Raw genomic sequence first — 13360 nt, 5'->3', positions numbered from 1 at the left:
CCGGGACGACTCCCGCGACGCGAGCTAGCCGATCCGCCACAGATGGTCGTCGGTGCCGTTGTCCGCGAACTGCACGACCTGCGCGCTGTTCGCCGTGGACATCCGGTCCACGCCGAGCACCTTGCCGCTGTGCTTGTTCTGGAGCCGGAACCAGCCGTCACCGCTGTCCAGGCGCCGCCACAGATGGTCGTCCGTGCCGTTGTCCTCGTACTGGACGACCAGCGCGCTGTCGGCCGTCGACATGCCGTCCACGCCCAGCACCTTGCCGCTGTGACCGTTGCGGACCAGGTACCAGCCGTCCCCGCGGTCGAGCCACTGCCAGGCGTGGTCGCTGGTGGGCGTGTCGTCGAACTGCACCACCCGGGCGCTGTTGGCCGTGGACATGTTGTCCACGGCGAGCACCTTGTCGCTGTTCTTGTTCCGTATCCGCCGGAAGGGCGGCTCGGGGGTCCACGCGCGGCCGTCCGGCGCGGCGGTCGGGAAGCTGCTGATCCGCAGCCGCGCCGCCCCCATCGGGACCAGCGTGACCGTCTCCACGGGGGCGGCGGACCGGGCCGGACTCGGCTGCAGCGGCGCGACCACGTGCTCGTCGTCCGCGACCCACTCGGCGATACGGCGGGCCCGCGCCGTCATCCGTACGGGCGTGCCCTCCAGGGTGAACGGATTGGCCGGGACCGATCCCGCCGACCGGACGAACTCGGGCACCGCGCCCGGCACCAGCCCGTAGTTCCACGGGGTGGTGGCGTGCACCTCGTATTCGGGGAAGGTGTCGTCGCCCGCGTACCGGACATAGCGCTCACTGATCTTCAGCGCGTACGTCAGCGGTCCGTGCGCCACGCTGACCGCGTTCTTGCCGCCCGTCCAGGTCCGTACCGTCGTGCGCTGGGGGAGCTTCAGGGCGATGACGTCGCCGGTCGCCCAGGTGCGGTCCACGGTGACGAAGGTGGGGCCCGGGCGCGCGGCCACCGTCTGGCCGTTCACCGTGAGCACCGGGTCCGCGCACCAGCCCGGCACGCGCAGCCGCAGCGGGAAGCGGACCGCGCGGGGGGTGGACAGGGTGAGCCGGACCGTCTCGCCGAAGGGGTAGTCGGTCTCCTCGGTGACGGTGACCCGAGTGCCCCCGGCCACGGTGGCCGTCACCTGGCTCGGCGCGTAGAGAGCGGCCGCCAGACCCTGGTCCGGGGTGGCGAGCCACAGCTCCTCGGTGAAACAGGGCCAGCCCATGCCGTAGTTGTGCGGGCAGCAGCGGTAGTTGTCGACGCCGGGCTGGAACGACTGCATGGCGAAGTCGTTCTGGAACTGCCCTTGCGTCTTCGCCGCGTTGTCCAGGTCGACGCTGTTGGCGCTGGTGATGTAGTGCACCGCCTTGCCCTGCGGATCGAGGGCGGCGGGCAGCATGTTGAACGCCAGCTCCTCGCAGCGGTCCGCCCACACCGGGTCCCCGGTGACCCGGGTCAGCAGCTCGTGGCTGGCCATGAACTCGACGATCCCGCACGTCTCGAACCCCTGCCGGGGATCACCGAAACCGGCCCGCAGATTCTCGTCCCCGGCGAACCCACCACCGGGGAACTGGCCGTACACGCCCAGCACTTGGTCGTACGTGCGGTACGTGGCACTCGTGTCCGAGGCCGAGCCGGAGCGCCGCGCGTACTGGGCCGGTTCGCGGAATCCCTGCGCGATGTTGACGTTGTGCGGTGAGGGCAGCGGGCCGGTCCAGTCGGCGCCCCAGGTGTGCATCTTGTCGGCGAGGTCCAGCAGGAAGGCGTCGCCGGTACGGTCGTGCAGCCACAGCGCGATGTCGAGACCGTCGCCCCAGCGGGTGGCGATCCAGCTGTGGTCGAAGGCGCCCTTGCCCTGGGCGTTCATGAAGGTCAGGAAGCGGGTCAGGAAGGGGATGATCCGCTGGTCGCCCGCGTACTCCTGCCAGGTCCGCAGTGCCATCAGCAGCGGCAGGAACGGCCAGAAGTCGGGGCCGCCGTCCAGCGAGGTGCGCAGTGAGCGCGGGCCGAAGAACCCGTCGGACTGCTGGGTGGCCAGCACCGCGTCGATCCAGCGGCGGGCTCTGGCCAGCGCGTCGGCGTCCCCGGTGGCGATGGCGAGCGGGACGAAACCCCGTAGCCAGTACGGCAGTTCCTCCCAGCCGGGCTTCTCGGGGTGCACCCAGCCGGAGTTGTCGAAGTCCAGGAAGTGCGAGCGCCGGTCGTAGCGGCCGCACAATCCGTCGAGCTGAAGCTTGAGTTGGCCGGCCAACCAGCCGCGGGCGGTGATGCTGCCCGGCGCGAGCCGGGTGAAGGCGGCCGGGGCGAGCGAGCGGGCGGCCGGGGCGGCGTACGCCAGGGGGCCGGAGAGTGCGGCCGAACCCAGCGCCAGCGCGCTGCCGGCCAGGAAGTGACGTCGATGGAGGGACATGCGGGAGCTCCTGGGGGTGAGTCCGCCATGGGGACACGCGGCCCGCCCCCGACAGGGGAGCGGGCCGCGCGGTACGTCAGGAGGTGCAGGTGAGCGTGCCGTTCTCGGCGCCCTTGATCAGCGCCTGGTGAGCGGCGTGCAGCCGATCGGTGTCGGCCTTGAGGACCTTGCGGTCATAGGTGAGCAGACCGTTCAACTCGCCCTCGACGTCCGTGATCTGGGTGTACACGGCGCCGTTGCTCCCCTTGCAGGCCGCGAGCTGCTCGACCTCCTTCAGCCGGTCGAGGTAGACGTCGGTGTACGTCTCCGGTGTCACGCCGACATAGGTCATCTGGACCGGGAAGGCGTGTCCGGGGACACCCAGACCGAGACCGCCGTACTCGCCGCTGACCAGGGCCCGTTTGCCGTCGGCCGCCGGGACCTGCGGGCTCGGGTAGCCGTGGGCGTCGGCGATGTCGCCGTTGCCGCCGTCCACCGCGCCGCAGCAGTTCAGGCCGCTCATGTTGTTGACCAGCCGGGTCGGGTCCAGGGACTTGGCGTAGTCCGCGATCCGCGCCTGGTCGTACTGGCCCCAGCCCTCGTTGAAGGTGACCCACATGACCACCGAGGGGTGGCTGTCGTGCTGGAGGATCATCTCCTTCAGCTCGTGCTCGTACTCGGTACGGGCCGCCGCCGACGGGTTGACCGTGTTCATCGCGGGCATGTCCTGCCACACCATGAGGCCCAGCTTGTCCGCCCAGTAGTACCAGCGGTCCGGTTCCACCTTGATGTGCTTGCGCACCGAGTTGTAGCCGAGCTGCTTGTGCACCTTCAGGTCGTAGGCGAGCGCGTCGTCGGTCGGCGCGGTGTGCAGGCCGTCGGGCCAGAAACCCTGGTCGAGGGTGGCCATCAGGAACTCCGGCTTGCCGTTGAGCAGGACGCGCTGCTTGCCGTTCACCGTCTTGACCTCGACCGAGCGCATACCGAAGTAGCTGCCCACCCGGTCGGTGTCGGAGCCACGGCCGACCGTCACCTTGAGCTGGTACAGGTGCGGGTCGTCCGGGGTCCACAGGTGCGGGCGGGGGACCGGCACCGAGAACGCCTTGCCGCCGGTGCCGCTCGCCCGGCCGACCTCGCGGTTGCCGTCGTAGGCGACGGCCGTGACCGGCACGCCGTCCCGCACACCGCGCACGCTCACCGACACCGAGCGGTTCGCCAGGTCGGGGGTGGTCTTCACGTCCTCGGCGCGGTCCCGGCCGACCGGCTCCATCCACACCGTCTGCCAGATGCCGGAGCTGGGCGTGTACCAGATGCCGCTAGGGTCGAGGCGCTGCTTGCCGATCGGCGGGTTCTCGCCGTTCGCCGAGTCGGTCGGGTCGTAGACGCCGACGATCAGCTCCTGGAGGCCGCCGTTCTTGCGGAGCGCGTCCGTGACGTCCAGGCTGAACCGGTCGTAACCGCCCTTGTGCTCACCGACCTTCTTGCCGTTGACGTACACCACGGCCTGCCAGTCCACCGCGTCGAAGTTGAGCTGGAGACGGCGCGTGCCGTGCACCTGCCAGTCCGCGGGCACGGTGAAGGTCCGCTTGTACCACATGCGGTCCTCGTGCCGTTCGATCCCGGAGAGCTGGGACTCGACGGGGTAGGGCACCAGGATCTTCTCGCCCAGCTTCTTCTTGCCGGTGGGCGGCTGCTCGCCCGCCTCGGCGCCCGCGAACTCCCAGGTGCCGTTGAGGTTCTTCCACTTGTCACGGGTCAACTGCGGCCGCGGATACTCCGGGTGGGCGTTGGTGGGGCTCACCTTGTCGGCCCAGGGGGTGCGCAGCTGGTACGTGGAGTGGTTGCCGCCGGTGCTCCAGAAGTCGGAGACCGCCACGCCGTCGGTGCCGGTCAGGCCGCCCTTGCCGTCGTAGCGTAGGTCCGCGTAGCCGCCGTGGCCGCCGACCACCGGCTCCTTCAGCGGGACGATCAGCTTGCTCGGGTCGGACGGGTCGAGCTTGGCGGTGCCGCGCGGCCAGGCGGAGCCGCCGACATCGATGTCGAGGTGCTCGTCGAACCCGGCCGGGGGAGCCTGGAGTTGCTGGGCGAAGTCCAGCACCAGGGTCTTGCCGTCCGGCTGGATCGCCGAGTCCTGCGGGCCGTTGTAGGTGAACCCGTCGGGCAGGCTGAACGCCGACTGCGGGATCGCCCCCTTGGCACCGCCGGGCGGTGTCCAGCGCACATGCAGGTTGGAACCGCCGTAGTGCTCGAAGTACTCCACCTTGATGTCGTAGGCGTGACCGGCCTCCAGGGTGACCGGCGCCGAGTTCTGCTCACGGTCCCAGTCGTCCACCCAGTGGTCGATGACCTCCTTGCCGTCGACCCACAGCCGGAAGCCGTTGTCGCCGGTGATCGAGAAGGTGTGCGCGCCGGACTTCTCCGGGGTGAGGCGGCCGGTCCAGCGCACGCTCACGTCGTCCTGCTGGCCGGTGCGGGCCTTCAGACGCGGTTCGAGGTCCTGGAAGTCCAGCGAGGGGTCGAAGGCGGTCGCCTTCAGCGTGGCGAAGTCGAAGGCTCCGGACGCCGACTGGGTGTAGTACTCACCCTTGAGACCGTGGGCCTCGGCCGGGCCGTCGGCCTTCGGGGAATCCGGGGCCGACGGGGCCGCCGGAGACGCCTGGGAGGCGGTGGCGCCCGAGACCACGAGCGTCAGAGCGGTGAACGCGGAGGCCAGCCAGCGGTGCGGGCGGGACCTGCGGCGAGAGGATGGTGGCACGAGTACCTCCGGGGGAAACGGAGTTGCGGGTGCGTGCTCTGCCCGTGCTCCAGCACATCTTGTATAACGTTGGAAACAAGGGCAGTTGGCATGAGAACACGCCTCCTGCGCTCTGTCCAGGTGTCTGACACGAGGCGTGGGAGGACTGAGGATGCACGTGAGTCTGAAGGACGTGGCCGAACGTGCGGGGGTCTCCGTGAAGACCGTCTCGAACGTGGTCAACGACTATCCGCACGTCACCCCCGCCATGCGGGCCCGCGTCCAGTCGGCCATCGACGAGCTGGGCTACCGGCCGAATCTGACCGCCCGCCACCTGCGCAAAGGCCGCACCGGAATCATCGGCCTGGCCGTGCCCGAACTCGGCAACTCCTACTTCGCGGAACTCGCCGGTGCCGTCATCGACGCCGCCGCCCAGCACGAGTACACCGTCCTGCTCGACCACACCCAGGGCCGCCGCGAACAGGAGATCCTGGTCTGCCAGGGCTTCCGCGCCCGGGTCATGGACGGCCTGATCCTCAGCCCGCTGGAGCTGGAGACCGAGGACCTGGCCGCCCGCCGCGACGACGCCCCGCTCGTCCTGCTCGGCGAGCGCCGCTACGACCTGCCCTACGACCACATCGTCATCGACAACATCGCCGCTGCCCGCGCGGCCGTACGCCATCTGCTCGCCCTCGGCCGCCGCCGCATCGCCTTCCTCGGCGCCCGCCGTGACCGCTCCCACCAGCCCGCCCACCTGCGGTTCATCGGCTGGCAGGCCGAACTGGCCGCCTCCGGGGTGGTGGTGGACGAACGGCTGGTCGCCACCACCACCGGCTGGGGCCACGAGGACGGCGCGCGTGCCATGGCGGAGCTGCTGGACTCCGGCGAGCGGCCGGACGGGGTGTTCGCCTACAACGACCTGGTCGCGCTGGGCGCGATGCGGGTGATGTCCGAGCGGGGCCTGAAGGTGCCCGAGGACATCGCCGTGGTCGGCTTCGACGACATCACCGAGTCCCGGTACGCCGCCGTCACCCTCACCACCGTCTCCCCGGACAAGGAGGCCATCGCCCGGCTCGCCGTCGAGTCCGTCGTCGGACGGCTCAAGGGTGACCAGAACCAGGAGACCCCCCGAGCCGCCCGCCTGCTCCAGCCCGGCTTCACCCTGGTGGAGCGGGAGAGCACCCTCGGACGACGTCCGCACTCGTTCTGACCAGCACAAATCCCCTGTCACAGGCCCCAGTTGGCGCTGGTATCGGTTCGGTGTCGCCCGGCACAAGGTGTTTACACGGCACTTCCAACGATGTAAAAAGCATCCTGATCTGGTCACGGCCGGACGGCCTTCCGCAGTCCCGAAGTGGGGTAATCCGCATGAAGCCGCACTCCCGCACCACCACCAGAAACATCCTCGCCATGGGGCTCGTCGCCGGGCTGGCGCTCGTCACCGGCTGCACCAAGTCCGAGAGCGACAACTCCGCCCCGACGCAGACCTCCAGCGCGGGCGACGACGCGGGCAAGCAGGTCGCCGAGAGCGGCGGCGGCAAGACCTGCGCGATCGGCGACTACGGCGCCGACAAGCTCGACCTGAAGAACGCCACCGTCGGCTTCTCCCAGTCCGAGAAGGAGGCCAACCCGTTCCGCATCGCGGAGACCGCCTCCATCAAGGCCGAGGCCGAGAAGCGCGGCATCAAGCTGCTCACCGCCAACGCCCAGTCGCAGTTCTCCAAGCAGATCAGCGATGTGCAGGACCTCATCGCCAAGGGCGCCAAGCTCCTCGTCATCGCCCCGCTGAACTCCGACGGCTGGGAGCCGGTGCTCCGGTCCGCCCAGGCCAAGAAGATCCCGATCATCACCATCGACCGGCAGATCAACGCGGCCCCCTGCAAGGACTACGTCAGCTTCATCGGCTCCGACTTCGTCGCCCAGGGGCGCCGCGCGGCCGACCAGCTGATCGAGGCGACCGGCGGCAAGGGCGAGATCGCCATCCTGCTCGGCGCGGCCGGCAACAACGTCACCACCGAGCGCACCAAGGGCTTCGAGGACCGCGTCAAGGAGAAGGCCCCCGGACTCAAGGTCGTCTTCAAGCAGACCGGCGAGTTCACCCGCGAGAAGGGCCAGTCGGTCACCGAGCAGCTCATCCAGTCCAAGCCCGGCATCAAGGCGATCTACGCCGAGAACGACGAGATGGGCCTCGGCGCCGTCAACGCCCTCAAGGGCGCCGGCAAGAAGCCCGGCGCCGTGAAGATCGTGACCATCGACGGCACCCGCAACGCCGTGCAGGGCATCGCGGACGGCTGGATCAGCGCCGTCATCGAGTCCAACCCGCGCTTCGGGCCGCTCGCCTTCGCCACCCTGGACTCCTTCACCCAGGGCAAGCCGGTCGGCGAGGACATCGTCATCCAGGACAGCCAGTACACCGGCGCCAACGCCAAGGCCGACCTGAACAAGGCGTACTGAGCGCCCACTTCGACCGGGCGCCGAGAGCCCTCCTCAATGCTCTCGGCGCCCCGAGCAGGCACGTCGCCCATGACCCCATGGAGAGCAGCCGTGACCGCACCATCCGACGAAGTCCTCGCCGTCACCGGCCTGACCAAGCGCTTCCCCGGTGTACTGGCCCTGGACGACGTGACGTTCACCCTGCGGGCGGGCCAGACCCACGCCCTGGTCGGCGAGAACGGCGCGGGCAAGTCCACCCTGATCAAGGTCCTCACCGGGGTGTACCGCCCCGACGAGGGCGAACTGCGCCACCAGGGCGCGCCGGTGGCCTTCCCCACCCCGCTCGCCGCGCAGCACGCCGGGATCTCCACGATCTACCAGGAGGTCAACCTCATCCCCCTGATGAGCGTGGCCCGCAACCTCTTCCTCGGCCGCGAGCCCCGCACCCGCCTCGGCCTGATCGACTTCGCCCGCATGCACCGCGAGGCGCGGGACACCATGGCCGAGTACGGCGTCCACGTCGACGTACGCCGCCCCTTGCGCGAACTCGGCGTCGGCGCCCAGCAGATGGTCGCCCTCGCCCGCGCCGTCTCGGTCGACGCCCGCGTGGTCGTCATGGACGAACCCACCTCCTCGCTCGAACCCCGCGAGGTGGAGACCCTGTTCGGGGTCATCCGGCGGCTGCGCGAACAGGGCATCGCCGTGCTGTACGTCAGCCACCGCATGGACGAGCTGTACGCCATCTGCGACACGGTCACCGTGCTGCGCGACGGACGCCTGGTGCACACCGGCCCGCTCGCCGAGACCGGCCGCCTCCAGCTGGTCTCCCTGATGCTGGGCCGCGAGACCAGCGAGGTCCGTGCCGAAGGCGTCACCAAGTTCGCGGGCAGCCACGACGCCGGGTCCCAACCCGTGCTCAGCGCACGCAACTTGACCCGGCGCCACCAGCTGCACGACGTCTCGCTGGACATCCGCCCCGGCGAGGTCGTCGGCCTCGGCGGACTGCTCGGCTCCGGGCGGACCGAGACCGCCAAGGCCATCGCGGGCGCCCTCCCGCTCGGCGCCGGTGAGGTCACCGTGGACGGGCAGCGCGTACGCACCGGGTCGGCCGCGGCCGCGATCCGGGCCGGGATCAGCCTGCTGCCCGAGGACCGCAAGTCCGAGGGGATCGTGCCGGGCCTGTCCGTCCGGGAGAACATCGCCCTGGCCGCGCTGCCCCGCATGTCCCGCTTCGGCCTCGTCTCCGAGGCCCGCGTCGACGCCGTGGTCGACACCTTCATGAAACGGCTCCAGATCAAGGCCGCCGGCCCGCACCAGAAGGTCGGCGAACTCTCCGGCGGCAACCAGCAGAAGGTGCTGCTGGCCCGCTGGCTGGCCATGCACCCCAAGGTGCTGCTGCTCGACGAGCCGACCCGAGGCATCGACATCGGCGCCAAGGCCGAGGTGCAGAAACTCATCGACGAACTCGCCGAGAACGGCCTCGGCGTGCTGCTGATCTCCTCCGACGTGGAGGAACTCATCGAAGGCTCCGACCGCGTGGTGGTGCTCCGGGACGGCTCGGTCGTCGGCGAGCTGACCGGGGACGAGGTCGGCGCCGACCAGCTCCTGCGGGCCATCGCCGAGGCCGCCGAGGAGGAGGCGCCCCACCATGACTGAACTCGCCCTGGACAACAGGACCCTGCCCGACCGGTCCACGGTCGTCGGCTGGCTCCAGAACTACGGCGTCTACCTGGGCCTGGCCGTCCTGCTGCTGTTCAACGTGTTCTTCACCGACCACTTCGTCTCCGGCGAGAACTTCCGCACCCAGGCCGTCCAGGTCTCCCCGGTGCTGATCGTCGCCCTCGGCATGGCGCTGGCCATCGGCACCGAGGGCATCGACCTCTCCGTCGGCGCCGTGATGGCCCTGGCCACCTCCGTCACCTCCCTCTACCTCGGCTACGGCCCCTGGATCGCCCTGCTGGCCGCGCTGGTCGGCGGCGCCGTCATCGGCGTGGCCAACGGCTCGCTCATCGCGTTCGTCGGCGTCCAGCCCATAGTCGCCACCCTCGCGCTCATGGTCGGCGGCCGGGGCATCGCCCTGGTGCTGCTGCCCCAGCTCAAGGACGTACGCGACCCCGCGATGGCCACGCTCGGCTCCGGCAGCGTGGTGGGCATCCCCTACCTCGCGCTGATCGCCGCCGCGCTCGCCCTGATCGTCGGCTTCGTGGTGCGCCGGACCACCTTCGGGCGCAGGCTCCTCGCCATCGGCGACAGCCGCCCGGCGGCCCAGCTCGCCGGACTCCCCGTGCACCGGGTCCTGATCACCGTCTACGTCTGCTCGGGCGTCCTCGCCGCCGTCGCCGGGTTCCTCGCCACGGCCCGGCTCCAGGCCAGCGACCCCAGCTCCCTGGGCAACCTGATGGAACTGTCCGCCATCACCGCCGTGGTCGTCGGCGGCACCCCGCTCACCGGCGGACGCGTACGCATCGGCGGCACGGTGGCCGGTGCCGTCCTCATCCAGCTCCTGACGGCCACCCTGATCAAACACGACCTGCCCTCGTCCTGGACCCAGATCGCCCAGGCCGTGGTGATCGTGCTCGCGGTGTACGCGGCACGGGAGAGGGGGAAGCGGTGATGCCCAGCACCAAGGAACACCCCACCGCCGCCGGACGGACCGCACCCGTACCCGGTGACACCGCCCGGCGCGGGGACCGGGTGGCCGCGCTCGCCCAGCGGCACGGCGCCCTCGTGGCCCTGGTCGTCCTCGCCGCGGTGGCCTCGCTGTCCTTCGACTCCTTCGCCACCGGCGACAACCTCGGCAACATTGCGGTCTCCTCGTCGTTCCTCGCCACCGTCGCCCTCGGCATGACCTTCGTCATCGTCAGCGGCGGCATCGACCTCTCCGTCGGCTCCGTGTTCGTCCTCGGCGGTGTCCTCGCCGCCTGGGGCTCCCAGTACGGCACGGCCGTCGCGCTCCTGCTGCCACTGGTGGTGTGCGCCGCGATCGGCCTCGTCAACGGGCTGCTGGTGGCCCGTACCGGGCTCGCGCCGTTCATCGTCACCCTCGCCTCGATGCTCGCCGCGCGCGGGCTCATGCTGGCCATCACCGACGAGGGCGCCAAGACCTTCCTGGTCGACCCGGACTCCGTCTTCGCCTCCCTCGGCCAGGGCAAGCTGCTCGGCATCGGAACTCCCGTGTGGATCACGGCGGTTCTGTTCCTGGGCGGCGCCGTGCTGCTGCGCAGCACCCGGTTCGGTCAGCGGGTGTACGCCGTCGGCGGCAACGAACAGGCGGCCGCGCTGATGGGCGCCCCGGTCGCCCGCACCAAGATCAGCGTCTACACCCTGTCCGGGCTGCTCGCCGGTCTCGCCGGGGCGCTGAACGCGGCCTACCTCGCCTCCGGTGTCACCATCCTCGGCTACGGCATGGAGCTGGACGCCATCGCCGCCGTCGTCATCGGCGGCACCCTGCTCACCGGCGGCCTCGGCTACGTCAGCGGCTCCCTCGTCGGCGTGCTGCTGCTGAAGGTCATCCAGAACGTCATCAACCAGATCGGCTCCCTCGACTCCGCCTACCAGCAGGTGGTCAGCGGGGCGTTCCTCGTCCTGGTCGTCGTCGCCCAGACCTGGCTGGCCAGACGGCGCCGGGTCGGCTGAACGCCCCGCTCACCTCATCCGGCCGCGGTCAGCGCCGCCAGCGCGCTCGCCTGGGTTCGCCAGTCCACCTGGTTCGGACTCCCGCCACCCCAGCGCTGGCCCAGCCGGTTCAGCGGGTCCCGGTCCTTGGCCCACACCGAGTCGGCCTGCCGCACCAGATACGCGCGGTAGGCCGACGAGCCGGTGGCCGACGCCAGATCGGCCAGATGCCGCACGAAGACACCCTTGAACTGCTTCTGGTTGTCGTCGCAACTCGCGCCGCCCACATCGCACGACTCGGTCAGCACCCCGTCACGGGTCAGCGCGGCGGAGGACAGCGCGGCGTCCGCCAGCCGCTTCGCGGTGTCGAGATAGCGGCCGTCACCGGTCGAACGCCACAGCTCGGTGAGGCCGCCGATCGCCAGTCCCTGGTTGTAACTCCACACCGTCTGGCCGTTGTTGGCGCACCCGCTGGTCAGCCCGTCGTTCACCAGGCCGGAGGAGTTGATCAGCCCGCTGCGCAGATACCAGTCACCTGCGGTCACCGCCCGCGTGCCCCACACCGTGTCCCCGGCGAGCCGCTGGTGCAGCGCCGACGTCAGCCACAGATACAGCCCGCTGGTCACCGCGTTCTTGTACGTGCGCTCGCGGTCCCACCACACCCCGCCGCCGCAGGTGTTGGTGTCCCAGAACCCCCGCACGTAGTCGGTGATGGTCACCGCCTCGTCCAGATAGCGCCGCTCGCCCGTCTGGTCGTACGCCGCCACCCAGGCGATCGCCCACCACGCCGCGTCGTCCACGGCCCGGCTGATGAAGTGCCCCTCCACCGGGTCCGAACTGCGGCCGCCCGCCGGGAAGACGCCCTTGTTCTGCTCGAAGGTCCGCGCGATCGCCCAGTCGTAGTCGTGCCGACCCGTGGCCCGCTCGAAGTCGGCCACCGAGGTCAACGCCACCGCCGAGTTCCACCAACTGCTGCGCCACCAGCCCTCGCTGGTCTGGTACGACGCCATCAGCGCGTCCGCCGCACCCCGCGCCCGCGTCGGCGCCGGGCGCGCCCAGGCGGTGCAACTCCCGTCCTGGTGCGCCGACTCACGGCCGCAGGCGCGCACGGCACCGCCGTACAGCAGCCCGCGTGGGTCCCGCGTGGCGAACATCGCCGTACGCGTCGACGATGAGCCGGACGGCACGCTGGTCCGGCCGAGCGAGGAACCCTCGGGCCAGCTCGCGCCCTCGTCCCAGGAGCGGTCGAGCCAGATCTCGTCGCCCGCGCCGCCGTTCTCCACCACACCCCACGCCATGCCGTTCGCCTGGTCCATGTGCAGGCTGATGGTGCGCCCGTACAGGGTGGTCGCGGGCACCGGACGCTCGTCACGGGCGGCCGTGGCCGGGTCGGCGCCGTCGCAGGAGGTGCCGTCGCACACCCGCGGGCGGAACCAGTCGGTGCAGGTCACCCCGGCCGCGTCGGCGCAGGCCCGGACCCAGCCGCGCCGGTGGGCGACCGGGTCGGTGACGTTGTACATCAGCGTCCGGGTGCCGGTCCACGAGGCGGGGATGCTCGCCTTCCCCAGCAGCCCGTCCCAGCTCGCGCCCCGGTCCCAGGAGCGGTCCAGCCACACCGCGTCCCCCTGCTTGCCCTGGTCGACGCTGGCCCAGGCCATGCTGTCCGGCTCGGAGACATGCAGCCTCAGGAGACGGCCGTTGACGGTCCGGTCCGGCACCGGGGACGACTCCTGGCGGGCCTTGGACGGATCGAGGGTGTCGCAGGAGAGCGCGCACACGGTCGACGCGGCGCGAGCGGGCGCGGGCAGCGCGAGCACTCCGCCGAGGGCGAGAGCGAGGGCCAGCAGTGCGCCGAGGAAGCGGGGTCTGTGAACCGGCATGGCGAGTCCTCCAACGTTGAACAAGCCCAGTCAGTCGCAGGACAGCACCGCGGGGGAGGGCTGTACAGCATCAAAAGCAGCCACAGCCGGAACCGGACGGAACACCCGTCGCGCGCGCTTCACGCCAACTACCCTGACAACGCTGTCTGTTCGGGACCTGGACACGTGAAAGCGGAGCGTGGTCTCATGCCGGGGAGCCGTGTTTACAACGTTGTATCGCTGTATCGCACCTGTGCTGCACCCGTCGTCTCCGCATGTCCGTCGCGCTCGCGAGAGCGCCACCGCCCCCAGGAGCGTGCCGTGCGACCAC

At 70.6% G+C, this 13360-nt stretch carries 8 protein-coding genes; 5 read left to right on the top strand and 3 right to left on the bottom strand.

Going from position 1 to position 13360, the window contains the following annotated elements; all coding sequences use genetic code 11:
* Positions 1-24 precede the first annotated feature (24 nt).
* On the bottom strand, positions 25-2409 hold the full coding sequence (locus ACI2LY_RS00315) for a beta-L-arabinofuranosidase domain-containing protein (RefSeq protein WP_404705113.1): 2385 nt from the start codon (positions 2407-2409) through the stop codon (positions 25-27).
* Positions 2410-2485: 76 nt separating this feature from the next.
* Entirely contained in the window at positions 2486-5080 is a 2595-nt protein-coding gene (locus ACI2LY_RS00310) for a PA14 domain-containing protein (protein WP_404706439.1), read from the bottom strand.
* A gap of 214 nt (positions 5081-5294) precedes the next feature.
* On the opposite strand from ACI2LY_RS00310, the gene ACI2LY_RS00305 reads away from it, so the two are divergent.
* The 5 genes from ACI2LY_RS00305 (at position 5295) to ACI2LY_RS00285 (ending at position 11191) form a co-directional block, all read left to right on the top strand.
* Positions 5295-6332, top strand: coding sequence for a LacI family DNA-binding transcriptional regulator (locus ACI2LY_RS00305; protein ID WP_404705112.1), 1038 nt, complete (start codon positions 5295-5297; stop codon positions 6330-6332).
* A 158-nt stretch (positions 6333-6490) separates the two neighbouring features.
* A complete protein-coding gene (locus ACI2LY_RS00300; RefSeq protein WP_404705111.1) occupies positions 6491-7576 on the top strand; it encodes an ABC transporter substrate-binding protein in 1086 nt (361 codons plus the stop codon).
* Positions 7577-7645: 69 nt separating this feature from the next.
* Positions 7646-9211: a sugar ABC transporter ATP-binding protein gene (locus tag ACI2LY_RS00295; RefSeq protein WP_404705110.1), complete on the top strand. Its 1566-nt coding sequence runs from the start codon at positions 7646-7648 to the stop codon at positions 9209-9211.
* Positions 9204-10169 carry an ABC transporter permease gene (locus ACI2LY_RS00290; protein ID WP_401638867.1) on the top strand — a complete coding sequence of 322 codons (966 nt, stop codon included), beginning with the start codon at positions 9204-9206 and terminating at the stop codon, positions 10167-10169. The genes ACI2LY_RS00295 and ACI2LY_RS00290 overlap by 8 nt, the downstream gene beginning before the upstream one ends.
* On the top strand, positions 10169-11191 hold the full coding sequence (locus tag ACI2LY_RS00285) for an ABC transporter permease (protein ID WP_404705109.1): 1023 nt from the start codon (positions 10169-10171) through the stop codon (positions 11189-11191). The genes ACI2LY_RS00290 and ACI2LY_RS00285 overlap by 1 nt, the downstream gene beginning before the upstream one ends.
* Before the next feature lie 14 nt (positions 11192-11205).
* Here ACI2LY_RS00285 and ACI2LY_RS00280 read toward each other — a convergent pair whose 3' ends face one another.
* Positions 11206-13050, bottom strand: coding sequence for a glycoside hydrolase family 76 protein (locus ACI2LY_RS00280; RefSeq protein ID WP_404705108.1), 1845 nt, complete (start codon positions 13048-13050; stop codon positions 11206-11208).
* Positions 13051-13360 lie beyond the last annotated feature (310 nt).

Origin of the sequence: Streptomyces sp. NPDC002176, from assembly GCF_044903645.1 — a bacterium.
In the GTDB taxonomy this organism is placed as follows: domain Bacteria; phylum Actinomycetota; class Actinomycetes; order Streptomycetales; family Streptomycetaceae; genus Streptomyces.
Note: the sequence above shows the minus strand (reverse complement) of the source record. Positions and strands in the feature narration are given on the sequence as shown.

Bases quoted from the DNA above. Each gene is read 5' to 3' on its own strand.
- ACI2LY_RS00315 (WP_404705113.1), bottom strand. From the start codon at position 2,409: ATGTCCCTCCATCGACGTCACTTCCTGGCCGGCAGCGCGCTGGCGCTG.
- ACI2LY_RS00290 (WP_401638867.1), top strand. From the start codon at position 9,204: ATGACTGAACTCGCCCTGGACAACAGGACCCTGCCCGACCGGTCCACG.
- ACI2LY_RS00285 (WP_404705109.1), top strand. From the start codon at position 10,169: ATGCCCAGCACCAAGGAACACCCCACCGCCGCCGGACGGACCGCACCC.
- ACI2LY_RS00305 (WP_404705112.1), top strand. From the start codon at position 5,295: ATGCACGTGAGTCTGAAGGACGTGGCCGAACGTGCGGGGGTCTCCGTG.
- ACI2LY_RS00295 (WP_404705110.1), top strand. From the start codon at position 7,646: ATGACCCCATGGAGAGCAGCCGTGACCGCACCATCCGACGAAGTCCTC.
- ACI2LY_RS00280 (WP_404705108.1), bottom strand. From the start codon at position 13,050: ATGCCGGTTCACAGACCCCGCTTCCTCGGCGCACTGCTGGCCCTCGCT.
- ACI2LY_RS00300 (WP_404705111.1), top strand. From the start codon at position 6,491: ATGAAGCCGCACTCCCGCACCACCACCAGAAACATCCTCGCCATGGGG.